This is a genomic window from Nocardia sp. NPDC057663 (assembly GCF_042799895.1).
Taxonomy (GTDB): Bacteria; Actinomycetota; Actinomycetes; order Mycobacteriales; family Mycobacteriaceae; genus Nocardia.
In genome coordinates, this window is sequence record NZ_JBHVHX010000001.1 from 661,661 (window position 1) to 685,220 (window position 23,560).

Here is a 23,560-nt window from a genome sequence, read left to right on the forward strand (position 1 = left end):
GTCTTACACGGCCCACGCCATCGCGACGCAAGGGCCGTGCAAGGCGGGCCGGGCACCGTAGGTCGCATGACTTACACACCCACTTCAGCGCTCGCCGTCGAGGCGGACGGTCTGGTCAAGGTGTTCGGAAAGCAGCGCGCCGTGGACGGGGTGAGCCTGGCGGTGCCGCGCGGCTCGGTCTACGGAGTGCTCGGACCGAACGGCGCGGGCAAGACGACGACCATCAAGATGCTCGCGACCCTGCTGCGTCCCGACGGCGGTAGCGCGCGGATCTTCGGCCACGACGTCGTCGAGCGGCCCAACGCGGTGCGCTCGCTGATCGGCGTCACCGGGCAGTACGCCTCGGTCGACGAGATGCTCAGCGCGACCGAGAACCTGATCATCTTCGCCCGGCTGCTCGGACTGAGCAGGCCCGACGCCCGCCGCCGGGCCGTCGAGCTGCTCGACGAGTTCGACCTCACCGAGGCGGCGAACAAGCCGCTGAAGAACTTCTCCGGCGGCATGCGCAGGCGCCTGGATCTCGCGGCCAGCCTCATCGCCACCCCGCCGCTGCTGTTCCTCGACGAGCCGACCACCGGCCTCGATCCACGCACCCGCGCCCAGATGTGGGACACCATCCGCAGGCTGGTCACCGAGGGCGCGACCGTGCTGCTCACCACCCAGTACCTCGACGAGGCCGACCAGCTGGCCGACCGGATCGCCGTGATCGACCACGGCCGGGTGATCGCCGACGGCACCGCCGACGAGCTCAAGGCCTCCATCGGCGGCTCCTCGGTGCACCTGACGCTGCTCGACCGCGAGCAGCTCGACGAGGCCCGCCGCATCGTCGGCGATTTCCTCGGCGTCACCGCCCAGATCAGCCCGGAGGCGGGCAGGCTCACCGCGCCGCTGCCCGATCCCAACCTCACCGCCGACCTGCTGATCCGCCTGCGCGACTGGGAGATCGGCGTCGAGGAGATCACCGTCTCCAAGCCGACCCTCGACGAGGTCTTCCTCACCATCACCGGCCACCCGGCCGACGAATCCGACGACACCGAACGGAGCGCGGCATGACCGCAGTCCTCACCGCTCCCGCACCCACCGACGACATCGCCGACGTCAGCGATCGGGTGGGGTTGCGCGAGACGATCTCCACCTCGTTCACCATGGCCTACCGCGGCCTGCTCAAGATCAAGCACAATCCCGAGCAGCTCTTCGACGTGACGGTGCAGCCGATCCTGTTCACCGCGCTGTTCACCTATATCTTCGGCGGCGCGATCTCGGGCAGCGTCGACAACTACCTGCCCGTACTGATCCCCGGCATCCTCGTGCAGACCGTCGTGCTCACCTCGGTGGTCACCGGCACCCAGCTGCGCGAGGACATGGACAAGGGCGTCTTCGACCGCTTCAAATCCCTGCCCATCGCCCGGGTTTCGGCCCTGGCCGGCGCGCTGCTGGCCGACATGGTGCGCTACGGCATCGCCTCCACGCTGACGATCATCGTCGGTTTGTGCCTGGGCTACCGGCCCGGCGGCGGCTTCGCCGGCGTGGTCGCGGCCTGCCTGGTGGTCGTGGTGTGCTCGTTCGCCATCAGCTGGGTGTGGGCGCTGGTCGGCGTCACCGGTAAGAGCGCCGCGGCGGTGCAGGGCATCTCGATAATGGTGATGTTCCCGCTGACGTTCATGTCCGGCGCGTTCGCCCCGGTGAGCACCATGCCGGGCTGGATGCAGGCGATCAACCACGCCAATCCGGTGTACTACATGGTCAACACCTGCCGTGACCTGATGAACGCCAACGTCTACGGCAGTGACCTGGTGTGGTCGCTGGTCGGTTCGCTCGCCGTGGTCGCGGTCTTCGCGCCGCTCACCGTGCGGGCCTACATGCGCCGGGCCTGAACCCGCGCTACCGCAACGGCATCCGATCCGTCAGGGTCGGGTGCCGTTGCCGTCGTGACGCAGGCCCGAGATCAGCTCGATGATCCGGGTGGCCGCGGCCATCCGGCGCACGCCCGCCGCGCGTTGCACAGCCAGGTCCATCGCGGCATCGCCCACCGTGCGCCGGTGCAGCGCGACATGGCGAGCCAGTTCCATCGATGGACCGTCCTGCCTGGCCACCGAGGTCCTTGCCAGCGTGAGCAGTTCGAGGCCCTCGTCCCGCGCGGTTCCGGTGGCCAGCAGGTAGGACCCGAGCGCGCATGCCACCGCACCGATCTGCGGCAGGTCGAAGTACTGCGACAGCCGTTCCTCGGTGGTCGCGATGATCTGGGTCGCCAGATCGGTGGCCGCGTCGGCCCGGCCGTGCAGCACGTGCGCGCTGACCGTGGCCGCCGAGATCATCAGCGCGCCCGGGCCGGGAGTTGGCTCGAAGTCCGGCCAGCCGAGCAGGGCCAGTGCCCGGCGGTAGTGCCGCAGGCCCGCGTCGATGTCGCCGTCGGCGAGTTCGAGCTCGGCGATCGCCGAGGCGGCGGTCGCGAGCCGGTGGTTGCGGCGGATCGCGGGGTCGTCGACCAGCCTGACTCCCGAATCATCGTGACGCAGTGCGAAGTCGAGTTCAGCGCGAGCCTGCTCCTGCTGACCGCTGCCGATCAGCGCGGACGCCAGGTAGCAGCGGCTCTCCATGATCTCCTCGTGGACTCGCAGCCTGCCCATCAGCTCCAGCGCCCGCCGGTAGTACCCCACCGCCTCGCCGTAGCGGGCGGACTGACCGCACACCTGGGCGAGATGCTGGCACACCATGGCCGTGCCCCAGACATCCGCCGATTCCAGGTCGGCCAGCGCGTGCAGCGCATCGCCGGCCGAGCCCACCACGTTGCCCGCGTTCTCCCAGAAGTTGGCGCGCGCCGACCAGGCCGCGATCCGCACGTGCGGATCGGGTGAGCGCGCGCCTTCGGCGAACAACCGGCCCAATCGGAAGCGGCGGGGCCGCACGGTGATCAACCTGCCGAGCAGACGCAGACCGGGATCGAGATCGGGGTGCGCTGTCAGCCGCCGCGCCCGCGACCGGACCGTCGCTACCGGACGGGCCGCGCCGCCGTTGGGGAACAGCATGTGCAGGCAGGTCAGCAGGTGCGCGATCATCTGCAGGTCGGCGGCCTCACCCGACGACGGCGCCGGCGGCGGGATGGCCACCAGCCGCAGCGCCCACCCGGTGAACTCCAGATGCGAACCGCGCATCACCCACAGCACCGCGACCACCGGGAATACCGAGTACGCGGTGGGCGCGTCAGCACGATCGGCGGCCGACCGAAGCACGGCGACCAGGTTGTCCAGCTCGGCGGTCACCGCGATCACCGCCGCCACCTGGTCACCCGCGCGGTAGTCCCGCGCGGCGCCGATCGCGAATTCCCGCGCCCAGCGGGCCATCCGGTCGTTGACCAGCGCCGTTTCGGCACCATCGGTCTCGGCGTCGACAGCGGCCAGCTGTTCGGCGCCGAACTCGCGGACCGTCTCGAGCATGCGATAGCGGATGCCTGCGCCGTCGGGATCGTCGAGCACCGTGAGCAACGACTGTCCGACGAGGCCGTCGACGGCCGCGGCCACGTCGACCGCGCCTGCCACCGTGGCAACGCCGACCGCGGCAGCCACGTCGACCGCGCCGTCTGTGGCGGCCATGTCGACTACGTCTGCTCCCGCCGCGACGACCTCCGCGGCGGACAGGGTGAACCCGGCGGGGAAGCGACTCAACCTGCGCAGGGCGACCTGTTGATCGGGGTCGAGCAGATTCCAGCTCCACGCGATCACCGCGTGCAGCGTGCGATGCCGGTGCGGCGCGGCCCGATCACCGCTGCGCAGCAACGCGAAACGATGTTCGAGCCTGGTCTCGATCTCGGCCACGCTCATCGTGCGCACCCGTGCCGCGGCCAGCTCGATCGCCAGCGGCAGACCATCCAGCGTCCGGCACAGCCGCGCCACGGTGTCGGGGTCGAGCCGCACATCGGGCCGCACCGCGCGGGCACGGGCCGAGAACAGCTCGGTCGCCGGGGAACCCGCCGCGTCGATCGCCAACGGTGCCAGCGGATAGACCGACTCGGCGGTGATCGCCAAGGGCGACCGGCTGGTGGTGAGCACCGTCAGCTGCGCGCAGGCGCCGACCAGATCGGCGACGAGCTCGGCCGCCGCGTCGATCACGTGCTCGCAGTTGTCCAGGATCAACAGGGTCGGGCGCGCCGCGAGCGCCTCGCGCAACATCCGGCCCGCGTCGAACTGCCTGCCCGGCCAGATGCCGCTCGGGTCGCGCACCACCTCGCCCAGCCCCAGCACATGCGCGATCGCGACCTCGATATCGGTCGCGGCGTCGGAGCCCGCCACCGATTCGGGCTGTACGGACGCCAATTCGACCAGGACCACCGGCAGCGACCGCACCAGCCGCGCGCCGACCGCGTTGGCGACGCGTGTCTTGCCGGTGCCACCGGGGCCCAGCACGGTGGTCACCCGTGATCGGTGCACCAGCTCGGCGATCGCGTCGAGATCAGCGGCCCGGCCGAGCAGTTCGTTGGGTGCGGCGCGGAGGCCTGCGGCGGTGAGCGGGAGGCTGCGCTGCTGTCCGTTCGACCGGTCCAACGGATTGCCGATGCTGTCCGATGCTGCGGGTGGCCGGTCGGGCGATGTGTGCCGGCCGTCGGTCGTGGCATCCGGCCAGCCCTCCGGCGCCGGATTACCGGCCCCGCCCGCGACACTCGCCCACGGACCTCGTGCGGGCGCCGCGATCCCGTCACCGACCACGGTGGACCCGGGCGGCGCCGCACCGTCGGCAGCATCCGGCGGCTGACCGTTGCCACCGCGAACGCCCCGATCGGCGGTCGATGAATCCGCGACACTGGGTGCGGAGGTGCGGACCTCGGGCGGATGGTGTGCGGACGCCAACGACTCACCTGAACGATCCGCGAAGGTGCCCACGTCACCCGAACGGCCCGCGAAGGCGCCCACCTCGCCCGAACGGCCCGCGGAGGACCTCGACTCAACCGCACGATCCGCAGAGGGGCGCGACTCGACCGCACGATGTGAGGAAGATCGGACGCCCGGGAGTTCGATCGGGTCGCCCCGGAGCACGGCGGTGTTGAGGGCGAGCAAGGTCGGGCCCGGGTCGGCGCCGAGTTCTTCGATCAGGCGCAGTCGGTAGGCGGCGAAGGTTTCCAGCGCGTCGCCGGAGCGGCCCGCGGCGGCGAGCAGGCGGATGAGTGTGGTGTGGGCGGACTCGTCCAAAGGGTGGGCCGCGGCTCCGGCGGCGGCCAGTGGGATTGCGGCGGAGAAGTCGCCGCGGTGGGTGTGGGCGGCGAGTTCGGTGCGGTCCAGATCGCGGTGTAGCTGACCGGCGGCGGTGCGCAGGTCGTCGGCGGGGCCGGAATCGGGCAGGTCGGCGCCGGGCTCGCCGCGCCACAGCGCCCGGGCAGTGGCGATCGCGGCGAGGCTCGCTGTGGTTTCCCCGGTCGCGAGAAAGTCGTCGGCGCGGCGGGCCAGGCCGGTGGCCGCCGTGAGGTCGACGCTGTCGGCGGGCAGGGTCAGCCGGTAGCCGGCGGGGCCGATTTCGAGCGCGCCGTCGGGCAGCAGGGCGCGTAGCCGGGATACCTGGGTGTGCAGGGCATTCATGGGAGCGCGGGGCGGTTGATCACCCCAGACCTCGTCGACGAGCGACTGTGCGCTGCGGGCCCTGCCCGGTCGTACGGCGAGGGCGGCAAGCAGGAGTCTGGCTCGCGCACCAGGAAGCGCGACCAGGGCGTCGTCACGCCGGATCGCGATCACGCCGAGCACCCCCACGACGAGGTGGGAGGGGGCCACCGCGGCGGTGGGAGGCGGCCCGTCGGGGCCGAGATGCTGTGCAGACATGCCGGAAGTCATCGTAGGCGAGCGCGGCGACGAGCTCCCGTTTCCCGCGGAGCGACGAACGCGACACCACGGGCGCACGCCGCGAAATTGTCGGTACGTCGGCTTAGGCTGACGCGCATGGGCGACTTCGAGGTGACCCGGCGCACAACCATTGCCGCCGAACCCGCACGCATCCACGGTTTCATCGACAACTTCCGCCAGTGGCGACTGTGGTCGCCGTGGGAGGATGCCGATCCGCAGCTCGCGCGCACCTACACCGGGCCCGAATCCGGCGTCGGCGCTCGCTACACCTGGCGCGGCAATCGCAAGGCCGGTGCGGGCGCGATGGAGATCAAGGCCGACGCCGAACAGGAGATCGGCATCGAGCTGGCCTTCGAGAAGCCGTTCAAGGCCACCAACTTCGTCACCTTCAGCCTCACGCCGACATCGGGCGGTACCACCGTGACCTGGAAGATGAACGGGACGCATTCGGGCCTGATGGGCGTGCTCGGCAAGGTCTTCCCGATCGACAACCTGATCGGCAAGGACTTCGACAAGGGCCTGGCCCGCCTCAAGACGATCTCCGAATCCGCCTAGAACTTCCCCGGGACTAGGCGTACCTCCGCATTCGCTCCGGCCGTCCGCGAGAGACTGAGGAGCGCTGCACGCCGGTGCCCCACTAGGCTTCGATCCATGGCTACAGCAGCGGAATGGATCGAGGGCGCCCGGCCGCGGACGCTGCCCAACGCGATCGCGCCGGTACTCGCGGGTACCGGCGCCGCCGCATCGATCGACGGGGCCGTCTGGTGGAAGGCGATACTGGCGATGCTGGTTTCGCTGGCACTGATCGTCGGGGTGAACTTCGCCAACGACTACTCCGACGGCATCCGCGGCACCGACGACGTCCGGGTCGGCCCGCTGCGGCTGGTCGGCTCGAAGCTGGCCTCCCCCACCGCCGTTCGCAACGCCGCCGTGCTGAGCCTGGCGATCGGCGCGGTCGCCGGGCTCGTGCTGGCCGTGACGACCGCGTGGTGGCTGGTGCTCATCGGCGCGCTGTGCCTGGCGGGCGCCTGGTTCTACACCGGCGGCAGCAAGCCCTACGGCTACAGCGGTTTCGGTGAGATCGCGGTGTTCGTGTTCTTCGGTCTGATCGCGGTGCTCGGCACCCAATACGTGCAGGCACTGCGGGTCGACTGGGTCGGGCTGCTGCTGGCGATCGGTGTCGGCGCGTTCTCCAGCGCGGTGCTGGTGGCCAACAACCTGCGTGACATTCCCACCGACACCGAAGCCGGGAAGGTCACCCTCGCGGTGAAACTCGGCGACGCGCGCACCCGCACCCTGCATCTGGTGCTGCTCGCGGCGCCGTTCGTGATCAGCCTCGCGCTGATCGCCAGCACACCGTGGGCGCTGGCCGGACTGCTGGCGTTGCCGCTGGCGATCCGGGCCAACGCCCCCGTGCGCACGGGCAAGGGCGGGCTGGAACTGATTCCCGCCCTGCGCGATTCCGGGCTGGCACTGCTCGCCTGGTCGGCACTGAGCGCGCTGGCCGTCGGACTCGGCTAGTCGCCGTCCGGCAATTCAGCGGAGCCCGAGCAGCCGCCTGCTAGTCGCCGTCCGGCAATTCAACGGAGCCCGAGCAGCCGGCTGCTAGTCGCCGTCCGGCACCAGGATGCCGAGCACCCAGTTGACCAGCGTGATGATCACACCGCCCCACAGCGCTGCCCAGAAGCCGTCGACGCGCAGGCCGTAGTCGGTGATCTCGGTGATCTTGGCGGTGAGCCACAGCATCGCCGCGTTCACCAGCAGCAGGAACAGGCCGAGCGTGAGGATCACGAACGGCAGCGACAGGAGCTTCACGATCGGCTTGATCACGGCGTTGACGCCCGTGAACACGAGGGCGACGATGAGCAGGACCAGGGCCTTGCCCCAGTTCCCCCACTCGGACGACCACTCTGGCGGCACGTAGATATCGATGTTGTCGATCCACGCGGCCGCGGCCCAGATGGCAATGGCGTTGATGACCAACCGTATAGCTAGCTGCATGCACGCAATGCTAGGCGCGAAAACGGACATTGCGGCGGGACTGACACAGACCCGACACGGAATTCACGCCGCGCGGTCGAGCATTCCGTAGATGTCGGTGCGCAGTGCCGAGGCTCCGTCGCGTCCGCCGAGCAGATCGGTGGTGGCCGGGTCGGCGGCGCGCAGGATCCCGAGCAGCAGGTAGGCCGTGGAGATCTCGCGCTCCTTGCGGTGGATCGCCTCGCGCAGGGCGAGTTCGAGCGTCTTCTTGGCCGTGCCGGTGAACGGGATGTGCCCCGCGCCGAGCATCCGGCCGAACACGCCACGCTTGACCTCCGGTTCGGCCCGGTCCCAGGCCTCCGGGCCGAAGTTCTCGGCGATACTGGCCCGCACCGCGTCCAGGTCGATGCCGATCGAGCGCAGCGCCTCGGCGTCGTCGGTGCCCAGCGGTGGCACGCTCGCGCGTCCGGCGAGAGCGGTGCGCACACCGTCGGCGGTGATGCCCCGCGTGTCGAGCACCGCCCGCAGTCCTGGTTCGGCGTTCGACACCACGCCGAGCAGCACGTGCTCCGGTCCGATCTGCTTGGCGCCCAGCTCCTTGGCGTCGTCCTGCGCGCTGACCACCGCCACCCTGGCATGTCGCGTGAATTTCTCGAACATCAGCGGGTTCCGCCCTTCCGATTGTGCTTCTGATGCACCGCCTGCTTGCTCACCTCGAGCGCTTCCGCAATCGCCTGCCACGACCAGCCGTTGGCCCTGGCATTGGCCACCTGGATGGATTCGAGCCGGTCGGCCAGCCTGCGCAGGGCGAGTACCGCGCGCAGGCCCACCGCCGGATCGGGATTGCCCGCCGCCGAGGCGAGCGTGGTTGCATCGATCATGGCGTCAATTTTGATTGACGAATCTGGGGTTGTCAACAAAAATTGACGACGCGACTCAGCTCAATCGATAGACGAGTTCGGCGAACTGACCCATGCGTTCGACATCGACCAGCCGCATCCGGTCGGCGACAATGCGCCGCGGCAGCAGGATGTAGCCGTCGAGGCTGGTTGCGGTGAAGTAGCGGGTCGCCATGGACACCGATCGTGACAGTGATACCCGACACCCACCGTCAGGTTTCGCCGACGCGGATCAGCCGTGCCAGCGACCCGTCGCGGCGAATTCGGTGAGGACGGCGGTCGGGCCGGTCAGATCGAGGTTCTGGCCGTCGACCCAGGCGTCGTCGAAATAGGTTCCCGCGTACCGGTCACCGCCGTCGCACAGCAGGGTGACGATGCTGCCGCTGCGACCCTCGCGCAGCAGTTCGGACACGAGATGGAAAGCGCCCCACAGGTTGGTGCCGGTCGAGCCGCCGACGCGACGGCCGAGGACGGCGCTGGCGTGGCGCGCGGTGGCGACCGAGGACGCGTCGGGCACGACGATCATCCGGTCGACCACCTGGCCGACGAAGGACGGCTCCACCCGCGGACGGCCGATGCCCTCGATCCGCGACGGCAGTCCGGTCTCGTAGCCCGCGTCACCGGTCTCGAAACCGCCGAAGAACGCCGAATGCTCGGGGTCGACGACGGCCAGGCGCGTCGCGTGCCTGCGATAACGGATGTAGCGGCCGATGGTGGCGCTGGTGCCGCCGGTGCCCGCGCCGACCACGATCCACTCCGGCACCGGATGGGTCTCCAGCGCCAGCTGCTCGAAGATGGATTCGGCGATGTTGTTGTTGCCGCGCCAGTCGGTGGCGCGCTCGGCATGGGTGAACTGGTCCATGAAATGCCCGCCGGCCTCGGCGGCGAGGCGCTTGGCCTCGGTGTCCATCTCCGGGGCCCGCTCGACGAAATGGCAACGGCCACCCTGGGCTTCGATCAGCGCGACCTTCTGCGGCGACGTGCTCGCCGGCATCACCGCGACGAAATCCAGGCCGAGCAGCTTCGCGAAATAGGCCTCGCTCACCGCCGTCGACCCCGACGACGCCTCCACCACCGTCGTGCCCTCGGTGACCCAGCCGTTGCAGATCGCGTACAGGAACAGCGAACGCGCCAGCCGGTGCTTGAGGCTGCCGGTGATGTGGGTGGACTCGTCCTTGAGGTAGAGCTGCACCGGCCAGTCGGCGGGCAGTGGATACCGCAGCAGGTGGGTGTCGGCGGAACGCTGGGAGTCGGCGTCGATCAGCCGGACGGCATTGTCGACCCAGTCACGCGGAGCGCTGCGGTCGAGGTATTTCACGCGGCGGACCCGTCGTCGTCACCCCGCAACCGGGCCCGCAGCTGCGCCTTGTCCTGGCGGCGGCGCGCGTCGACGAGGGCGATGTCCTCGTTGACCTTCGTACGCAGCTTCTTGAACAGAGTCAGCGACAGCGGCATCGCGACGATCAACGCGAACAGCGCCGCGACGATGATCGGCACCTCGACGCCGATGAGCTTGGCGACACCGACGATCACCGCGGCGATCACCACGACGAGCCCGAGACGGGCCAGCGTGTAGAGGGCCAGATTGCGGACCAGCCGCTTCCCCGCGCCAGAACCTTGCTGACCAGTTGCTTCACTCACGACAACAGCGTAACCCCGCCGCGGCCTGGCCCGATGCACCCCGTTCGCGGCTTTTGTCTATTACTTCCCCTTTACCAAAAGTAGGTGGTTCGACTACGTGGGGGTCGCAGTGCGACGATGACGCCATCTGATGAGGGAACTGTCGAGAACGGAGAGGTTAGCTATGACTGCGATCACCGTCGGCGGCCAGGACACTCTGCTGACACCAGGCCAAGTGGCCGCCATGTTCCACGTAGACCCCAAGACCGTCACCCGGTGGGCTCATGCGGGCAGGCTCGGTTCGCTGCGCACGCCGGGCGGACATCGCCGATTCCGCGAGTCCGAGGTTCTGCAGTTGCTCAAATCGCTCACCACCGAGGCAGCACCCCGCTGACCCGACCGGCCGACGCGAGTCCGCTACGGGCTCGCGTTTGCCGGAAATTTCCCTTCCGTTGCGGATGTGCACACGGCGCGTACACGGCTACCCTCGATAGCAGGAGGTGAGCGACGTGACGTACCTGTTGGCCCTCATCGCAATCGCGGCCGTCGCGGTGTTGTGCTGGAAGGCGTTCGGACCCCAAAAGCCCGGCCCATCTCCGCGCAGACCGATCCTCGGCCCCGACGACGATCCGGAATTCCTCTGGCGCCTCGGCAAGCAGCACCGCGACGACTCCGGCCCGTCCGAGCCGTAGAGCTCGCGCGCGTGAGTTTACCCACATACCCCCCGATGCACCGCGAAAAACCCGGGTAGATAACGTATTCCGGTGATCGATGTGCAGCAGAGTTCCATCCCGACCACCTGGCGCGCGGCCGACGGCAGCGCCGTGACGTTCACCGAGGCCAGGTCGGCGTGGACTCGCGCGGCACACGAGGTGCTCGCCGACACCGCGACCAGGTTCAACAACTTCATCGTCAACACCGAGTTGGCGGAGCTGGTCCAGGAGGAATCCGGGATCCGCACGCAGGTGAAGTGGCAGCACTGGCTGCCGGTCGTGCTGGACAAGGTCGCCGAGCACTGTCACAAGAACAACGAGCCGCCGCTGAGCGCGCTGTGCGTGCGCAAGAACCAGACGGTGGGCACCGGCTACCGCTACATCCTCGAACTCGCGGGCCTGCCCATCCCCGACGACCTGGAAATGCACGCCGCCGCCGCCCGCTGGCAGTGCTACCAGCACTACGCCACCGACCTCCCCGCCGACGGCGGCCTCCCCACCCTGCCCCCCAAGGTCGCGGCCCTGCGCCACCAGACCTCCCAGGACCTCGCCACCGCCGAAGCAGCCGAAGCCGCCACCAAGCCCAAGCGCACCTCGGCCTCGGCGCGCAATGTCACCGTCCCCAAGCCGGAACCGGTCCGCAAGCCCGTCTGCCTCAACTGCCACGTCGAACTCCCGGCCAACAAGATCTGCTACTACTGCTGATCCCGATCACCACCCGATGCCTGGACGCTCACCCGAGCATCCAGGCATTGTCGTCTCCGGAGCCATCGGCTGCTCTCGATCCGATAGACGACTTCGGCGCCCCCTACTTCGGCGTCCAGCAGTGGCGAAACGCATTCAACACATGTCGGCGCGGGCGAGTGCCTCGGCCTCCATCGCGGCGATGAAGTCGGTGACGTCCGAACCGTAGAAGCCCCAGCTGTTCACGCCGCCGAGCTCGACGAGGCGCAGCGTGCCGTCGGGGCCGACGCCGACGTCGATGGTGAGCATGGTGGAGCCCTGCGCGAGCATGCGCGCCGCCACGGTCTCCGCGAAGGTGCGTACATGGTCGGGCACGGGGAGGTACGGCTCGAGCGGATACGAGCTTCCGCAGACGAAACGCCCGTTGCGGCAGAAGCAGCGGTACTCGTGCTCGAAGGTCACGACCTCGGACACGACGACGAGCTCGTCTCGGTGCTCGACATAGGACTGGAGCAAGCGATCCAGCTCCGCGACCGCATGCACGCCCGCGGGGAAGAGCTTGTAGTTCGTGTCGCTCCGAACGAAGACCTGCTCACTGCCGAACATGCGCCGCAACGGCAGACCGGGAATCGCCGAGAACGGCACGAACACGGCCGTACGCCCGAGCAGGTCGTACACGTGCCGGTAGTACGACGAGCAGCGCAACGTCGGGTAGTCGTCGAACACCGCTTCGCCCAGCCGCGGCACCCGTCGCAGCCGCGTCATCGTCGGCATGGTTCCGTATCCGACGACCGCGCGCCCCTCCTCGACAACCGGCCAGCGCCCCATCATCACGTCATACGGCTCGACGATCAGAGCATCATCGAGCTCGGCCGCGACAATGGCCGAGCCAGGGAATTCCTCGTGCAAATCAATGAGCCACCGCGGTCGCATCGCCCGATGCTACGTGCGTGACCGCAACAAGATTCGCCCGTTCAGTTCAGCCCGGCGTAGCTGTGCAGCCCGCTGATCACCATGTTGATGATGAACAGGTTGAAGAGCATGGCGACGAAGCCGGCGATGTTGATCCAGGCGGCCTTGGTGTCGCGCCAGCCGGAGGTGGCTCGGGCGTGGAGGTAGGCGGCGTAGAGGACCCAGGCGATGAAGGAGCAGGTTTCCTTGGGGTCCCAGCCCCAGAAGCGGCCCCAGGCGGCTTCGGCCCAGATGGCGCCGAGGATGACACCCGCGCCGAAGAGGGGGAAGCCGATGATGGTGGTTTTGTAGGCCAGCTGGTCGAGGGTGCGGGCGTCGGGGAGGCGGCGGGCGATGGTGCCGAAGATGTTGTTCGATTCTTCGCCCGCGGGCTGACGCATGCGGTACAGGTACAGGAGGCTGGCCACGCCGGAGACCAGGAAGACGCCGCTGCCGATGCTGACGATGGTGACGTGGATGGGCAGCCAGAACGAGCGCAGCGCGGGGACGACGGGCGCGGCGTCGGCGTAGAGGACCGTGCCTGCCAGGAACATCAGGATCAGCACCGGGACCAGCAGGAACACCCACATCGACCGGTAGCGCTGGTCGCGCAGGAAGTACAGGCCGATCACCACGGCGGCCGCGGTGGCCATCGTGGTGAACTCGTACATGTTGCCCAGCGGGAAGCGATGGGTGGCGAACCCGCGCAGCACGATCGAGCCGACGTGCAGCACCGCGCCGACCAGCAGCACCGAGAACGCCATATTGCCGAGGCGCTCGGCGGTCGGCTTCGACGCCGGCGTCTCGATGCGGCCGGGCAGCGACGGGTCGGCGGGCGCGCCCGCGGCGACCAGTTCGCGCGCGGCGACCTGCTTGGCCCGCGCCGAGGCGTACTGCACGAGCAGCAGCACCGTCGCCAAGGCATACACCGCCATGGCCGACATGAAGGCGAAGTCGCTGTAGCGCGACAGCGTTTCGTCGATCGGCATCAGTTCTCCGTTTCCGCGTCCAGTACCCGCGCGCGCAGCCGGTCGAATTCGCCGCCCCAGCCCGCCTGATCGCTTCTGGCCAGACCGCCCATTTCTACTACGGTCCGTCGTTGATCCACGGTACCTGCCGCGGCCTCGGCCGGGTACGCCCGGATCCAGATCCGGCGGCGTTTCACCAGCAGCGACACCAGCAGACCGGCCATCATCGTCAGCGCGCTCACCAGCACCCACTGCTGCGCCGGGTCGTGCGAGACCTGGAGGTTCACGAACTCCTGCGCACCGTCGAAGGTGACCTTGACGCCGCTCGGCAGCGTGGTCGACTCGCCCGGACGCAGGTTGACCCGTGCTTCCTTGGTGAGGCGACCCTGCTTGATCATCTCCGGGTCCAGCGAGAACAGCGACTGCGAGCGCCCGGTGTCGAGGCCGGTGTTGCCGCGGTAGATGTCGACCGCGACGGCCGGATCGTCCATCGTCGGGAACGACGAGGTCAGCAGGCTGCCGTGGAACATCGCCGTGGGAGCGAACAGGCCCTCGATGGCGATCTGGTTCTGCCGGCGTTCCTCGTCGGTGGCATACATGCCGCCGGGCGGGTCGATCCGCAGCACACCGCTGGACAGGAACGTCTGGGCGTCGTCGGGCCGCCACTGGATCGTCTCGGTGCGGGTCTGCCCGTTCGGGAAGGTGACGGTGAACGTCGGCGCGAAACCGTGGCCCTGCAGGTAGACGCGGTCACCGGCGACGCGCAGCGGGTGGTTCACCCGCAGCTCGGTGCTGCGCCAGGTGTCGGTGCTCAGGTCCTGACCCGCCTGGTACTCGATGTTCGAGCGGAACATCTCGGCCTGGCCGGTGGGCAGGTAGTCGGCCTTGAAGTCCTTCACCTTGATGCACAGCGGTGTCATGCCGGTGCCGTCGTTGGTGTTGCCCGCACGGAACGAGTCGAATACCGCGGGCGAGGTGGTGCAGAAACCGGGGCCGTTGTTCGCGATCACGATGACATTGCCCTCGTAGCCGAACAGCTTGCCCAGCGCGATCGCGACCAGCAGCCCCACCAGCGACAGGTGGAACACCAGGTTGCCGAACTCGCGCAGGTAGCCCTTCTCCGCGGACAGCGTCACCTCGCCGTCGCGCGTGCCCGGCCGCACCTCGGCGCGCCAGCCGCGCAGCTGTCCGCGCGCCTGCTCGACGACCTCGTCGGCGCCGCGGTCGACGGTCTCGCTGAAGTGGTGCGGCAGCCTGCCGAGATTGCGCGGCGCGGCGACCGGCGGGGTGCGCAGTGCCTTGTAGTGGTCCCAGCAGCGCGGCAGGATGCAGCCGACCAGCGAGATGAACAGCAGCACGTAGATGGCGGTGAACCAGAAGCTGCCGAACACGTCGAACAGTTCGAACCGGTCCATCCACGGACCGAGCGTCGGACGGTCGGCGATGTACTGGTCGACCTTCTGCGCGTTCAGGCTGCGCTGCGGCAGCAGGGCGCCCGGAATGGCCGCCAGCGCCAGCAGGAACAGCAGTACCAGGGCGGTACGCATGCTGGTGAGGCCGCGCCAGGTATTGCGGACCAGGGCCCAGGCACGGCCCGGCAACGACTGCCGGGCGGGCGGGGTGGGGGTGGTCGGGGTAGTCAGTGTGTCAGTCATCAGATCGGGAGAGTCACCTCGGAGACGAACCCGTCACGCACCCAGCCGACGAACTGATCCCATGCCCCCGTGACCAGCGCGACGCCGACGGCGACGAGCAGAAAACCCCCGACTACCTGGATCGTGCGCGAATTGCGCCGCAACCAGCCGACCCCGCGCAACGCACCGGCCGACCCGAACGCCAGCACGACGAACGGCAGCCCGAGCCCGAGGCAGTACGCCACGATCAACACGACACCGCGCGCCGCGGTCGTGCCCTCGGTGCCGGCGGATACCGCCATCACTCCGGACAGCGTCGGGCCCAGACACGGCGTCCAGCCCAGCGCGAACACCCCGCCCAGCAGGGGCGCGCCGACGATGCTGGTGAACCTGCGCGGCTCCATCCTGGTGTCGCGCTGCAACGCGGGCACCAGGCCGATGAACACCAGACCCATCAGGATCGTCACCACACCGCCGATGCGCTGCAGCAACTCCCGGTTCACGTTGAGGGTCTGGATCACGCCGAACACGGTGGCCGTGGCCAGCACGAACACCACCGTGAACCCGGCGACGAACAGTCCGGCGGCACCGGCGACGCGCATCTTCGCGCTCCGGCGCTGCGCGGTCAGGACACCTGCCTGCGCGGCCGTGGCCGGTGGCGCCTCGGCACCGACCAGCCCGGCCAGATACGACAGATACCCCGGCACCAACGGCACGACACACGGTGAAGCGAACGACACCAGGCCCGCGAGCAGACAGGCACCCAGCGCCAACAGCAACGGACCCGATGCCGCGGTCTGCTGGAAGGAATCCCCGACTGCGGCGAGCACCATCACTCGGTGGTTTCCTCGTCACGCTGCTCGTCGCGGGGCAACGACAGGGTGCGCTCGGTCTCGGCCGGCTCGGCCGGACCGAAATCGAACAGGCCCGCACCGGCCACGCTGCGCGGGACGGTCGCGATGCCCGCCCAGCGATCGTCGACGGTCCACCCCGCTCCCATGCGGCGGGCGCCCTGGCGGGGGCGACACGCGGTCAGATTTCCGGGACGACGACGGCTCACTGCTTCTCCTCGGCGGCGATGCGCTCGACCACGGGCTGCAGATCTTCTGCCAATAGCGAGCGAAGGAAGACCGCGGCGACCCGGTGCTGACGATCCAGGATCAACGTGGTCGGAATGACACTGGTGGGAAAGTTTCCGCCGAGGGCGAGCAGAGTTCGCATCGACGGGTCGTAGATGGACGGGTACTCGAGCTTGTTGTCCACCACGAAGTCCTGGGCTTTGTCCCGCTGATGGTCGCGGACGTTGATTCCCAGGAACGCGACGCCCTTGTCTTTGGTCGCCGCGTAGACCTTTTCGAGTGCGGGTGACTCGGCGCGGCACGGGCCACACCACTGTCCCCACAGATTGACGACCACGATCTGGTTCGGGAAATCCTCGACCGAGACGGTCTTTCCCTCGTTCATCAGATCGGGCCCCGAGAGCTTGCCGATCGTGCCGCGCGAGGCGGGCGGATCGTAATAGATATCGGTTTTACCACCGGGCGAGACGAATTCGAAGGTGCCGCCACCGGTTGCCACCGCATCGGTACCTGTCGAACAGCCCGCGGCTGCGACGATCACGAACAGCGCGGACAGGACGACAGCGATCGCCCGCAGCGGATGGCTGCGGGCGGATACCGACGTGGTGGAGCGTGTCATGCGCCGTGAACCGAAGGGTCGGAGGCGCCCGCTGGTTCGGAGTACACGATGTCCACCAGCGTATCCCCGTGGTAGACCAGCGAGGTCAGCGAGGCGAGCGAGCACTGGCGGTTGCGCGGGTCGTGCCAGAGCCGCTGGCCCTGCAGGAACCGGCGCAGCGTCCACACGGGCAGCTGATGCGAGACCAGCACCACCTCGTGACCGGCGCCCTCCACGCGGGCCTTGTTGACCGCGGCCAGCATGCGGTGCGCGATCTGCAGGTACGGCTCGCCCCACGACGGGGTGAACGGGTCGCGCAGCTTCCACCAGTGCCGTGGCTTGCGCAGCGCGCCGTCGCCGACGGACACGCGCAGGCCCTCGAAGGTGTTGCCCGCTTCGATCAGGTTCTCGTCGGTGCGCACGATCACGTCGTGGGCGGCGGCGATCGGAGTGGCGGTTTCCTGGGCGCGCTGCAGCGGGGAGGCGATCACCAGGGAGATGTCGTGGTCGGCCAGCGAGCGGGCCACGGCGCCGGCCTGCGAGCGGCCGGCCACCGACAGGCTGAAACCGGGCAGGCGGCCGTAGAGGATGCCGTTCGGGTTGTGTACCTCGCCGTGGCGCAGCACGTGCACGATGGTCTCGACGGTCGACGGGTCGTCGTCGAGGCCGGGCGGCGCGGCGACGGGCGCCGGATGCGGCGCCTCGTCACCGTCGACCTGGGTGGCGAATTTTGCGTCGGGCTGGTCGGAGCTCACGCTGGGGATCCTTCGGGGGTTGCGGCCGCGGCCGCGAGGGCGGCGGCGGGCAGAGCGGCGGCGATACGGTCGAACGCGTCCTCGTCGAGCGCCGCGGAGACGAACCAGGCCTCGAACGCGCTCGGCGGCGCGTACACGCCCGCGTCGAGCAGGGCGTGGAAGAAGGCTGGGTAACGCCAGGTCTGACTCGCCTTGGCGGCGGCATAGTCGGTCACCGGGCGGTCGGCGAAGAACACGCTCACCATATTGCCTGCGAACTGCACCTGATGCTCGACACCGGCCTCTGTCAGGGCTTTCGCGAACAGCGTGCCGAGCCGATCGGCATTGCGGTCCAGTGCCGCGTACACCTCGGCGTCGGCGGCGCGCAGCGTCGCGAGACCCGCCGCGACGGCGACAGGGTTACCGGAGAGGGTGCCCGCCTGATAGACCGGGCCCAGCGGGGCGAGGTTGTTCATGATCTCGGCGCGGCCGCCGAACGCGGCGGCGGGCAGGCCACCGCTCATCACCTTGCCGAAGGTGTAGAGGTCACCGGCGACGCCCTCGCGGCCGTACCAACCCGACGCGCTGACCCGGAAGCCGGTCATCACCTCGTCCATGATCAGCAGCGCGCCGTTGTCGTGGGCCAGCGTGCGCAGGCCCTCGTTGAAACCGGGCAGCGGCGCGACCGCGCCCATATTGCCCGCGGCGGCCTCGGTGATGACGCACGCGATCTGGCCGGGGTTGGCCTCGAATGCCGCGGCGACGGCGGCGAGGTCGTTGTAGGGCAGCACGATGGTGTCGGCGGCCTGCGCGCCGGTGACACCGGGCGAGGTCGGCAGACCCAGCGTCGCGACGCCGGAACCCGCGTCGGCCAGCAGCGCGTCGACGTGGCCGTGGTAGCAGCCGGAGAACTTGATGATCTTGGACCGGCCGGTGAACCCGCGGGCCAGCCGCACGGCGCTCATCGTGGCCTCGGTGCCGGAGTTGACCAGGCGCACCCGCTCGACCGGTTCGACCCGCGCGGCGATCGCCTCGGCCAGCTCGATCTCGGCCTCGGTCGGCGCGCCGAACGACAGTCCGCCCGTCGCGGCCCGCTGCACGGCTTCGACGACGGCGGGATGCGCGTGGCCGAGGATCATCGGGCCCCACGAACAGACCAGATCGACATAGGAATTGCCGTCGGCGTCGACGAGGGTGCAGCCGTTCGCCGAGGCGATGAACCGAGGGGTTCCACCGACCGAATTGAACGCACGGACCGGGGAATTGACACCACCCGGGATCACCGAAGCAGCCCGCTCGAAGAGCTGGGCGGAAACCGGCACCGATGACCTGGTCGCGCGCGGAGAAGAACTCACGGATTCCAGTCTCTCAGCTCGCCTCGGCGCGCCGGACGACAGGGTGGAGCACAGTGACCCAGACCGCAGCGACCCACCGGCGACACGCCCGACACGCCGCCCCGAGTCGCTGATGATTTCGATCAAGGCGCGTTGGCCTGCGGCTACGCTCCGGGCTGCTCAGGCACTGAGCGGTTCGACATCAGCGACAGCGGAAGGGTATTTCATGCGTTTCGGCGTCACCAGCACTGCCCTCGGTACAGGGTTCGTCGCGGCCGCGGTGGTCTTCGGCGCGGGCTCGGCCGCCGCCTTCGCGCCGCAGGCCCAGCCGGATCGGATCGGCGCCCAGCTCAGCCACGAGGAGACCGTCGCGCTCGGCGCGGGTCCGATTCCGGCGCTGATCGTGATGTTCGTGCCCGCCAACCGGATCGGCGTCGGCCTGCACAGCGACACGAATCTCCACCGCGACGCCGACGGCGGCATCCGCGCCACCCTGCGTCAGGTGGTGACGGAGGTGGCGAGCCATCCCGACGGCACCGTCACCGTGTACCTGAACGCGCCGGGCACGCGCGGCGGCCGCGTCGTCGACGTCTACCAGCACTGGACCGGCTAGGTATACATGCAGGGCACCTCGGCCGAGATCGTGTGCAGCTGGCACATGATGCCGTTGTAGATACCGCTCGAGCCGGTCTCCGGGGCGAAGCCGCCGGCGGCCGGCTCGGCAACCATGGGGGTCAGGGGCAGGCCTGCGGCCTGGGCGGGTGCCGCTGCCAGGGCGATCGCCGCCACGGCCGCGGCCGCGGTACAGAATCCTGCGATGAGCTTGGTCATCGGTGTTCCTCCGTGAACTGCCCGCTGCGCGAGCGGTCGAGATACGTCCCGAACCCCAACGCGCACATCGGAATTCGGCCTCGCTCAGTGCATCGTTTCGGTAACGCGCAGCGCTACATATCCGGTCGCGATCCTGGCGACGGCATCGATGACGAGGACACCGGCCATGATCACCAGCGCGGTGGCCAGGATCAGCAGCGGTGGCGCGTATCGCACGGCCTCGAAGGCGGGATGATCGTCGGCGGTGACGAATTCGGACGTGCGCCGCGCATGGCTCCAGCTGTATACCGCGCCGGCCAGGCAGAGCACGGCCGAGCCGAGCTCGAACAGCGCGGCGGCGATCCAGCGTCTCATCCTTGCGATCCTGCCAGGGCAGCGCTCAGCGCGGTGCGCAAGCCGGTGTGGTCGATCGCCCACGCCTGCACGATCCGGCCGTCGGCCAGGCGCAATCCGATGCCGCGGCGGCGGCGCGGGACGCCGCTGAGCGCGCCGAGCGGCCTGGCCTGCGTGGCGTCGTCGTCCTCGGCGGGGAGCACGGCCACGACGTCGGCCAGCGACAGCGATTCGACGCCCTGATGCAGCGTGGCGCCGGTCAGTTCGACCCGGGCATGGGTGCGTCCCGCGATCACCTGGAGCACGGTGAATCCGCCGATGGCGACGGCGCAGAAACCCAGGGCGAACCAGTGCAGGGAGCTGCCAGCGAGCCACTCCACCAGCAGGATGACAGCGCAGAGCAACGGACCGTAGGCGACCGCGCGCCATCGCGCGCCGGGCTCGGAGAACAACACCATGGGGGTACTGCGCCGGAGAATCAGCCGACCAGGCTCGGCAACAGAATGAGAGCGATGGTGACGAGAGCGAGCAGAACCATCAATCCGATGACCAACAGATCGCGTCGCAGGCTGTGTGGCTGCTCGATCACCACGCGCATCATTGCCTCCGCTCCGCCGGTTCCCTACCGGCTATGTCACAGTGAGTACCCCAAATCACTGTGAGCATGCTCACCATACACTGCGGCGGGTCGGCGCCCCAAGACTACGGGGCGCCACCTCGCGTTCACCGACGGTTCAGCTGGAAGTACCGGGTGGATTCCGGCCGGTAACTCAGATACGCGGCGCCGACCGCGAGGACACCCTGCACGATCGCGGTGCCACCGGCGATCATCGTGGCCACCGCGGTGTCGCCGGAGAAAGCGAACATCGTGGCGACCGCGCCGAGGCCGAGCCAGACCGCGACGACCGTGAGTACCGTGCGCGCCCACGACTTACCGCGGGAGAGCTGCTGTGCGATCAGCACGGTCACCCCGGCCAGCACGAGTCCGACGATCGCGGTCAGCACGAACGCGGCCAGCACCATCACGTCGACGGTCGACGCCGGGAAGCCTGGGTCCGACTTGTGCATCTCGTCGAGGAACTGTGTGCTCAGTTCGTCGCGCTGCCCGGCCATGGTGGCGATCCCGGCGCCGGTGTACACGACCCCGAGCCCGGCAACGGCCCACCACAGCTGGCGTGCGGTGCCGACGTCTTCGGGCATCGGGAGGGTTTCGGGTTTGTGCGGTGGAACGATCACGACAGCCAGTGTGCAGCCTCGGTCGCCCAGTAGGTGAGCACGATGTCCGCGCCCGCCCGCCGGATGCCGATCAGCGACTCCAGAATCGCGGCCCTGCGGTCGATCCAGCCGCGCTCGGCGGCGGCGGTGATCATCGCGTACTCGCCGGAGATCTGGTAGGCGGCCACCGGGACCGTCGAGCGATCGGCGACGTCGCGCAGGATGTCGAGGTAGGACATCGCCGGCTTCACCATCACGATGTCGGCGCCCTCGGCGAGGTCCAGATCGAGTTCGCGCAGCGATTCGCGGCGGTTGGCCGGATCCTGCTGGTAGGTGCGGCGATCGCCTTCCAGCGACGAGCCGACGGCCTCACGGAACGGGCCGTAGAAGGCGGAGGCGTACTTGGCTGCGTAGGCGAGGATGGCGGTGTCGGTGTGCCCGACTGCGTCCAGCCCGCGCCGGATCGCGCCGACCTGGCCGTCCATCATGCCGCTGGTACCGAGCAGATCGGCGCCCGCTTCGGCCTGGGCCAGCGCCATCTCCACGTAGCGGTGCAGGGTGGCGTCGTTGTCGACCGCGCCGTCGGTGCCGATGACACCGCAGTGGCCGTGATCGGTGAACTCGTCCAGACAGGTGTCGGCCATGATGACGGTCGCGTCGCCGACCTCTTCGGCCAGCGCGCGCAGGCCGCGATTGAGGATGCCGTTGGGGTCGCTGGCCTGGCTGCCGGTGGGGTCCTTGTCCTCGGGCAGCGGCACACCGAACAGCATCAGGCCGCCGACACCGGCGGTCGCCGCTTCGACGGACGCCTTGCGCAGCGAGTCCAGCGAGTGCTGATACACGCCGGGCATCGAGCTGATCTCGCGCGGCTCGTCGATCCCGTCGGCGACGAACATCGGCAGCACCAGCTGCCGCGGCTCGAGCGTGGTTTCGGCGACGAGCCGACGCAAAGCGGGAGTCCTGCGCAACCGCCGCGGGCGGTCGAAAGCGGTCATAGACCGCAGAATACGCCTGCGCGCGAAGCCTCGCGTCGGCGCCTACGTGGGGTCGCCGGCGCGGGCAGCCTCCCCCAAGATCGACTCGAACGTGGCAAACACCGGGGGTGGTCCGGCCGAGCTCCACGCCTGATTGGTGAGCAGGATTCCGGTGACCGCGCGGTCGTTGCACCAGGTCGAACCGAGGCCGCCGTCCCGGCCGTAGGAACCGGCCCGCGGGCCGTCGGGCAGGTCGGTGAGCTGGACATCCACGCCGTATCCCCAGCCCGCGCTGCCGTCCGGGCTCGGCCCGCCGCGGGCGAGCTGCTCGGCGGTGAGGTGGTCGGCCGTCATCGCGGCCACGGATCGTCCGGACAGAACGCGGGCGCCGTCGAGTTCGCCGCCGCCGCGCAACATGCGGGCGAACCGGTGGTAGTCCGCGAGGGTGGAGACCAGTCCGTCGCCGCCGCCCTCGAACGCGGGCGGTGTACTCCACTGTCCGTCGACCGGATCGAAGACGACGCGGGCGCCGTCCCGGTCGCCGAAATACGGCCCGAACCGGTCGAGCTTGTCCGCCGGAACCGAGAAGCCGGTGTCGACCATGGCGAGTGGGCCGAAGACGCGCTCGGCGGGGTCGAGTACGCCGTCCTCGATCAGGATCGAGGCCGCGACCGCGGTCAGCGTGACATCTGTCGCCACTAGACCACAGGCCCCCGACAGCCGCCCGGCGAATCGTCGCCGGGAACCTGTGGATAACATCGAATCCCACTGGAGCTCAATGGCTTCCGCGAGAGACCGACGAAACTTGTCGGACCCCCTCGCTACAATCGAAAGCGTGTTCGAGGGTTCCCGACGATCGGGGGCGGGACCCATTCGCGACGGGAGGACGCCATGAACGCCATTGCCGCATCGAAGTCCGGATTCATCACCGCGCCGTACGTGCCGCTGGAGAAGAAGCGGCTGCCCGCGGGCAGGCCGCGTCGCTGGTATGTGGCGCACAACCGCAGGCTCAAGGCCATGCGGTTGACGATTGCGCTCCTCGATTCCGGGGTGTATCTGCCGAACCAGGCCACCAACGACACGATCCGGCGCACCGCCGACCAGATCGAGCTGCGCCCGCCGTCCGATGCCACCTGCCGACTGGTGCGCACCCTGCTGCGCTACAGCCGATGACTCGGATACGCCGAAGGC

General features: G+C 69.2%; 30 protein-coding genes. 9 read left to right on the top strand and 21 right to left on the bottom strand.

From position 1 onward, the window contains the following. Positions 1-66: 66 nt before the first annotated feature. Together ACFVAV_RS02960 and ACFVAV_RS02965 are read left to right on the top strand one after the other, a co-directional pair. Positions 67-1,053 (top strand): ATP-binding cassette domain-containing protein, encoded by a 987-nt coding sequence (locus tag ACFVAV_RS02960; protein WP_379028922.1) that lies wholly within the window; start codon positions 67-69, stop codon positions 1,051-1,053. Then, positions 1,050-1,874, top strand: coding sequence for an ABC transporter permease (locus ACFVAV_RS02965; RefSeq protein ID WP_379028925.1), 825 nt, complete (start codon positions 1,050-1,052; stop codon positions 1,872-1,874). Before ACFVAV_RS02960 ends, ACFVAV_RS02965 begins: the two co-directional genes overlap by 4 nt. Before the next feature lie 30 nt (positions 1,875-1,904). Here the strand turns inward: ACFVAV_RS02965 and ACFVAV_RS02970 are convergent, their stop codons facing one another. Next, positions 1,905-5,801: a BTAD domain-containing putative transcriptional regulator gene (locus ACFVAV_RS02970; protein ID WP_379028928.1), complete on the bottom strand. Its 3,897-nt coding sequence runs from the start codon at positions 5,799-5,801 to the stop codon at positions 1,905-1,907. 117 nt (positions 5,802-5,918) lie between these two features. Here ACFVAV_RS02970 and ACFVAV_RS02975 point away from each other — a divergent pair, with 117 nt between their 5' ends. Continuing rightward, positions 5,919-6,377, top strand: a complete 459-nt coding sequence (locus ACFVAV_RS02975; RefSeq protein ID WP_379028931.1) for an SRPBCC family protein — start codon at positions 5,919-5,921, stop codon at positions 6,375-6,377. A 96-nt stretch (positions 6,378-6,473) separates the two neighbouring features. Beyond that, a complete protein-coding gene (locus ACFVAV_RS02980; protein WP_379028934.1) occupies positions 6,474-7,343 on the top strand; it encodes a 1,4-dihydroxy-2-naphthoate polyprenyltransferase in 870 nt (289 codons plus the stop codon). 84 nt (positions 7,344-7,427) lie between these two features. Here ACFVAV_RS02980 and ACFVAV_RS02985 read toward each other — a convergent pair whose 3' ends face one another. The 6 genes from ACFVAV_RS02985 to ACFVAV_RS03010 form a co-directional block, all read right to left on the bottom strand. Beyond that, on the bottom strand, positions 7,428-7,823 hold the full coding sequence (locus ACFVAV_RS02985; RefSeq protein ID WP_379028937.1) for a phage holin family protein: 396 nt from the start codon (positions 7,821-7,823) through the stop codon (positions 7,428-7,430). Positions 7,824-7,886: 63 nt separating this feature from the next. Beyond that, positions 7,887-8,462 (bottom strand): Clp protease N-terminal domain-containing protein, encoded by a 576-nt coding sequence (locus tag ACFVAV_RS02990; protein WP_379028940.1) that lies wholly within the window; start codon positions 8,460-8,462, stop codon positions 7,887-7,889. Beyond that, positions 8,462-8,683 (bottom strand): helix-turn-helix domain-containing protein, encoded by a 222-nt coding sequence (locus ACFVAV_RS02995; protein WP_379028944.1) that lies wholly within the window; start codon positions 8,681-8,683, stop codon positions 8,462-8,464. Before ACFVAV_RS02995 ends, ACFVAV_RS02990 begins: the two co-directional genes overlap by 1 nt. A gap of 55 nt (positions 8,684-8,738) precedes the next feature. Beyond that, entirely contained in the window at positions 8,739-8,876 is a 138-nt protein-coding gene (locus tag ACFVAV_RS03000) for a hypothetical protein (protein ID WP_379028947.1), read from the bottom strand. Positions 8,877-8,933: 57 nt separating this feature from the next. After that, positions 8,934-10,019: a PLP-dependent cysteine synthase family protein gene (locus ACFVAV_RS03005; RefSeq protein ID WP_379028949.1), complete on the bottom strand. Its 1,086-nt coding sequence runs from the start codon at positions 10,017-10,019 to the stop codon at positions 8,934-8,936. Next, positions 10,016-10,342: a DUF4229 domain-containing protein gene (locus ACFVAV_RS03010; RefSeq protein WP_379028952.1), complete on the bottom strand. Its 327-nt coding sequence runs from the start codon at positions 10,340-10,342 to the stop codon at positions 10,016-10,018. The genes ACFVAV_RS03005 and ACFVAV_RS03010 overlap by 4 nt, the downstream gene beginning before the upstream one ends. A 163-nt stretch (positions 10,343-10,505) precedes the next feature. On the opposite strand from ACFVAV_RS03010, the gene ACFVAV_RS03015 reads away from it, so the two are divergent. The 3 genes from ACFVAV_RS03015 (at position 10,506) to ACFVAV_RS03025 (ending at position 11,739) form a co-directional block, all read left to right on the top strand. After that, positions 10,506-10,715 (top strand): BldC family transcriptional regulator, encoded by a 210-nt coding sequence (locus tag ACFVAV_RS03015; protein WP_019049435.1) that lies wholly within the window; start codon positions 10,506-10,508, stop codon positions 10,713-10,715. 115 nt (positions 10,716-10,830) lie between these two features. Further along, positions 10,831-11,013 (top strand): hypothetical protein, encoded by a 183-nt coding sequence (locus ACFVAV_RS03020; protein WP_189025537.1) that lies wholly within the window; start codon positions 10,831-10,833, stop codon positions 11,011-11,013. A 72-nt stretch (positions 11,014-11,085) separates the two neighbouring features. After that, the gene (locus ACFVAV_RS03025) at positions 11,086-11,739 is read left to right on the top strand and encodes a hypothetical protein (protein ID WP_379028956.1); all 654 of its coding nucleotides are present in this window, start codon (positions 11,086-11,088) and stop codon (positions 11,737-11,739) included. Positions 11,740-11,874: 135 nt separating this feature from the next. On the opposite strand, the gene ACFVAV_RS03030 is transcribed toward ACFVAV_RS03025, so the two are convergent. From ACFVAV_RS03030 to hemL, 8 genes are all read right to left on the bottom strand, one after another. After that, a complete protein-coding gene (locus tag ACFVAV_RS03030) occupies positions 11,875-12,651 on the bottom strand; it encodes an ATP-grasp domain-containing protein (RefSeq protein WP_379028959.1) in 777 nt (258 codons plus the stop codon). A 41-nt stretch (positions 12,652-12,692) separates the two neighbouring features. Further along, a complete protein-coding gene (gene ccsB, locus ACFVAV_RS03035; protein ID WP_379028962.1) occupies positions 12,693-13,658 on the bottom strand; it encodes a c-type cytochrome biogenesis protein CcsB in 966 nt (321 codons plus the stop codon). Continuing rightward, positions 13,658-15,292: a cytochrome c biogenesis protein ResB gene (locus ACFVAV_RS03040; RefSeq protein ID WP_379028965.1), complete on the bottom strand. Its 1,635-nt coding sequence runs from the start codon at positions 15,290-15,292 to the stop codon at positions 13,658-13,660. Before ACFVAV_RS03040 ends, ccsB begins: the two co-directional genes overlap by 1 nt. Next, positions 15,292-16,104, bottom strand: a complete 813-nt coding sequence (locus ACFVAV_RS03045; protein WP_379028967.1) for a cytochrome c biogenesis CcdA family protein — start codon at positions 16,102-16,104, stop codon at positions 15,292-15,294. The genes ACFVAV_RS03040 and ACFVAV_RS03045 overlap by 1 nt, the downstream gene beginning before the upstream one ends. Further along, positions 16,104-16,331 carry a hypothetical protein gene (locus tag ACFVAV_RS03050; protein WP_379028970.1) on the bottom strand — a complete coding sequence of 76 codons (228 nt, stop codon included), beginning with the start codon at positions 16,329-16,331 and terminating at the stop codon, positions 16,104-16,106. Before ACFVAV_RS03050 ends, ACFVAV_RS03045 begins: the two co-directional genes overlap by 1 nt. Then, positions 16,328-16,969, bottom strand: a complete 642-nt coding sequence (locus ACFVAV_RS03055; RefSeq protein ID WP_379028972.1) for a TlpA disulfide reductase family protein — start codon at positions 16,967-16,969, stop codon at positions 16,328-16,330. Before ACFVAV_RS03055 ends, ACFVAV_RS03050 begins: the two co-directional genes overlap by 4 nt. After that, positions 16,966-17,583 carry a histidine phosphatase family protein gene (locus tag ACFVAV_RS03060; protein WP_379029940.1) on the bottom strand — a complete coding sequence of 206 codons (618 nt, stop codon included), beginning with the start codon at positions 17,581-17,583 and terminating at the stop codon, positions 16,966-16,968. Before ACFVAV_RS03060 ends, ACFVAV_RS03055 begins: the two co-directional genes overlap by 4 nt. A gap of 116 nt (positions 17,584-17,699) precedes the next feature. Then, positions 17,700-19,037, bottom strand: coding sequence for a glutamate-1-semialdehyde 2,1-aminomutase (gene hemL, locus ACFVAV_RS03065; protein WP_379028975.1), 1,338 nt, complete (start codon positions 19,035-19,037; stop codon positions 17,700-17,702). A gap of 205 nt (positions 19,038-19,242) precedes the next feature. Between hemL and ACFVAV_RS03070 the strand changes: the two genes are divergently transcribed. Next, positions 19,243-19,629 carry a hypothetical protein gene (locus ACFVAV_RS03070; protein WP_379028978.1) on the top strand — a complete coding sequence of 129 codons (387 nt, stop codon included), beginning with the start codon at positions 19,243-19,245 and terminating at the stop codon, positions 19,627-19,629. Here ACFVAV_RS03070 and ACFVAV_RS03075 read toward each other — a convergent pair. The 6 genes from ACFVAV_RS03075 to ACFVAV_RS03100 all read right to left on the bottom strand — a co-directional run bounded on the left by ACFVAV_RS03075 (position 19,626) and on the right by ACFVAV_RS03100 (position 23,068). Beyond that, positions 19,626-19,847: a hypothetical protein gene (locus ACFVAV_RS03075; RefSeq protein ID WP_379028981.1), complete on the bottom strand. Its 222-nt coding sequence runs from the start codon at positions 19,845-19,847 to the stop codon at positions 19,626-19,628. The two genes, ACFVAV_RS03070 and ACFVAV_RS03075, sit on opposite strands and share 4 nt — an antisense overlap. An 84-nt stretch (positions 19,848-19,931) precedes the next feature. Further along, positions 19,932-20,201 carry a hypothetical protein gene (locus ACFVAV_RS03080; protein ID WP_379028984.1) on the bottom strand — a complete coding sequence of 90 codons (270 nt, stop codon included), beginning with the start codon at positions 20,199-20,201 and terminating at the stop codon, positions 19,932-19,934. After that, complete coding sequence (locus ACFVAV_RS03085) at positions 20,198-20,638, bottom strand: hypothetical protein (RefSeq protein WP_379028987.1); 441 nt, start codon at positions 20,636-20,638, stop codon at positions 20,198-20,200. The genes ACFVAV_RS03080 and ACFVAV_RS03085 overlap by 4 nt, the downstream gene beginning before the upstream one ends. A 265-nt stretch (positions 20,639-20,903) precedes the next feature. Next, positions 20,904-21,416 (bottom strand): hypothetical protein, encoded by a 513-nt coding sequence (locus ACFVAV_RS03090; protein ID WP_379028990.1) that lies wholly within the window; start codon positions 21,414-21,416, stop codon positions 20,904-20,906. Beyond that, a complete protein-coding gene (gene hemB / locus ACFVAV_RS03095) occupies positions 21,413-22,390 on the bottom strand; it encodes a porphobilinogen synthase (RefSeq protein ID WP_379028993.1) in 978 nt (325 codons plus the stop codon). The genes ACFVAV_RS03090 and hemB overlap by 4 nt, the downstream gene beginning before the upstream one ends. Before the next feature lie 42 nt (positions 22,391-22,432). Beyond that, positions 22,433-23,068, bottom strand: coding sequence for a serine hydrolase domain-containing protein (locus tag ACFVAV_RS03100; RefSeq protein ID WP_379028995.1), 636 nt, complete (start codon positions 23,066-23,068; stop codon positions 22,433-22,435). A 192-nt stretch (positions 23,069-23,260) separates the two neighbouring features. On the opposite strand from ACFVAV_RS03100, the gene ACFVAV_RS03105 reads away from it, so the two are divergent. Beyond that, a complete protein-coding gene (locus tag ACFVAV_RS03105) occupies positions 23,261-23,542 on the top strand; it encodes a hypothetical protein (protein ID WP_379028998.1) in 282 nt (93 codons plus the stop codon). Positions 23,543-23,560 lie beyond the last annotated feature (18 nt).

What these genes read in the sequence shown, in the direction of transcription:
- ACFVAV_RS02960 (WP_379028922.1), top strand. Translation starts at nt 67, where the DNA reads ATGACTTACACACCCACTTCAGCGCTCGCCGTCGAGGCGGACGGTCTG.
- ACFVAV_RS02965 (WP_379028925.1), top strand. Translation starts at nt 1,050, where the DNA reads ATGACCGCAGTCCTCACCGCTCCCGCACCCACCGACGACATCGCCGAC.
- ACFVAV_RS02970 (WP_379028928.1), bottom strand. Translation starts at nt 5,801, where the DNA reads ATGTCTGCACAGCATCTCGGCCCCGACGGGCCGCCTCCCACCGCCGCG.
- ACFVAV_RS02975 (WP_379028931.1), top strand. Translation starts at nt 5,919, where the DNA reads ATGGGCGACTTCGAGGTGACCCGGCGCACAACCATTGCCGCCGAACCC.
- ACFVAV_RS02980 (WP_379028934.1), top strand. Translation starts at nt 6,474, where the DNA reads ATGGCTACAGCAGCGGAATGGATCGAGGGCGCCCGGCCGCGGACGCTG.
- ACFVAV_RS02985 (WP_379028937.1), bottom strand. Translation starts at nt 7,823, where the DNA reads ATGCAGCTAGCTATACGGTTGGTCATCAACGCCATTGCCATCTGGGCC.
- ACFVAV_RS02990 (WP_379028940.1), bottom strand. Translation starts at nt 8,462, where the DNA reads ATGTTCGAGAAATTCACGCGACATGCCAGGGTGGCGGTGGTCAGCGCG.
- ACFVAV_RS02995 (WP_379028944.1), bottom strand. Translation starts at nt 8,683, where the DNA reads ATGATCGATGCAACCACGCTCGCCTCGGCGGCGGGCAATCCCGATCCG.
- ACFVAV_RS03000 (WP_379028947.1), bottom strand. Translation starts at nt 8,876, where the DNA reads ATGGCGACCCGCTACTTCACCGCAACCAGCCTCGACGGCTACATCCTG.
- ACFVAV_RS03015 (WP_019049435.1), top strand. Translation starts at nt 10,506, where the DNA reads ATGACTGCGATCACCGTCGGCGGCCAGGACACTCTGCTGACACCAGGC.
- ACFVAV_RS03030 (WP_379028959.1), bottom strand. Translation starts at nt 12,651, where the DNA reads ATGCGACCGCGGTGGCTCATTGATTTGCACGAGGAATTCCCTGGCTCG.
- ccsB (WP_379028962.1), bottom strand. Translation starts at nt 13,658, where the DNA reads ATGCCGATCGACGAAACGCTGTCGCGCTACAGCGACTTCGCCTTCATG.
- ACFVAV_RS03040 (WP_379028965.1), bottom strand. Translation starts at nt 15,292, where the DNA reads ATGACTGACACACTGACTACCCCGACCACCCCCACCCCGCCCGCCCGG.
- ACFVAV_RS03045 (WP_379028967.1), bottom strand. Translation starts at nt 16,104, where the DNA reads ATGGTGCTCGCCGCAGTCGGGGATTCCTTCCAGCAGACCGCGGCATCG.
- ACFVAV_RS03055 (WP_379028972.1), bottom strand. Translation starts at nt 16,969, where the DNA reads ATGACACGCTCCACCACGTCGGTATCCGCCCGCAGCCATCCGCTGCGG.
- ACFVAV_RS03070 (WP_379028978.1), top strand. Translation starts at nt 19,243, where the DNA reads ATGCGTTTCGGCGTCACCAGCACTGCCCTCGGTACAGGGTTCGTCGCG.
- ACFVAV_RS03075 (WP_379028981.1), bottom strand. Translation starts at nt 19,847, where the DNA reads ATGACCAAGCTCATCGCAGGATTCTGTACCGCGGCCGCGGCCGTGGCG.
- ACFVAV_RS03080 (WP_379028984.1), bottom strand. Translation starts at nt 20,201, where the DNA reads ATGAGACGCTGGATCGCCGCCGCGCTGTTCGAGCTCGGCTCGGCCGTG.
- ACFVAV_RS03085 (WP_379028987.1), bottom strand. Translation starts at nt 20,638, where the DNA reads ATGGTGTTGTTCTCCGAGCCCGGCGCGCGATGGCGCGCGGTCGCCTAC.
- hemB (WP_379028993.1), bottom strand. Translation starts at nt 22,390, where the DNA reads ATGACCGCTTTCGACCGCCCGCGGCGGTTGCGCAGGACTCCCGCTTTG.
- ACFVAV_RS03105 (WP_379028998.1), top strand. Translation starts at nt 23,261, where the DNA reads ATGAACGCCATTGCCGCATCGAAGTCCGGATTCATCACCGCGCCGTAC.